Source organism: Pseudoalteromonas sp. MER144-MNA-CIBAN-0113 (genome assembly GCF_040308965.1).
GTDB classification, from domain to species: domain Bacteria; phylum Pseudomonadota; class Gammaproteobacteria; order Enterobacterales; family Alteromonadaceae; genus Pseudoalteromonas; species Pseudoalteromonas tetraodonis.
In genome coordinates, this window is the sequence record NZ_JBEOOG010000492.1 from 1 (window position 1) to 250 (window position 250).

Consider the following 250-nt stretch of genomic DNA (forward strand, 5'->3'; position numbering starts at 1 on the left):
TCGTTAAACACAAATATATTAAGCAGTGTGCTTTCAAACAACGTGTGCGCACCTAAGTAAAAACTCATACCTTTGCGCATCTGCTTTTTACCATCAGGAGTACGTGAGTCATCCGGTTGATACGGAATGTGCTGATTGCCAATATCATCGGTTAACAATGCAAGGTAAGCCTCAAGCTCTTTAGCACCTGCGTTAGGTGCTTGTGTGGCGGTCATGGCGTTGTAATAACTTTGTGCAAACAACTTTAGGT

General features: G+C 42.8%; 1 pseudogene. It reads right to left on the minus strand.

From position 1 onward, the window contains the following. Nucleotides 1-250, minus strand: a pseudogene (locus tag AAEY57_RS20640) (nuclear transport factor 2 family protein); the annotation flags it as partial.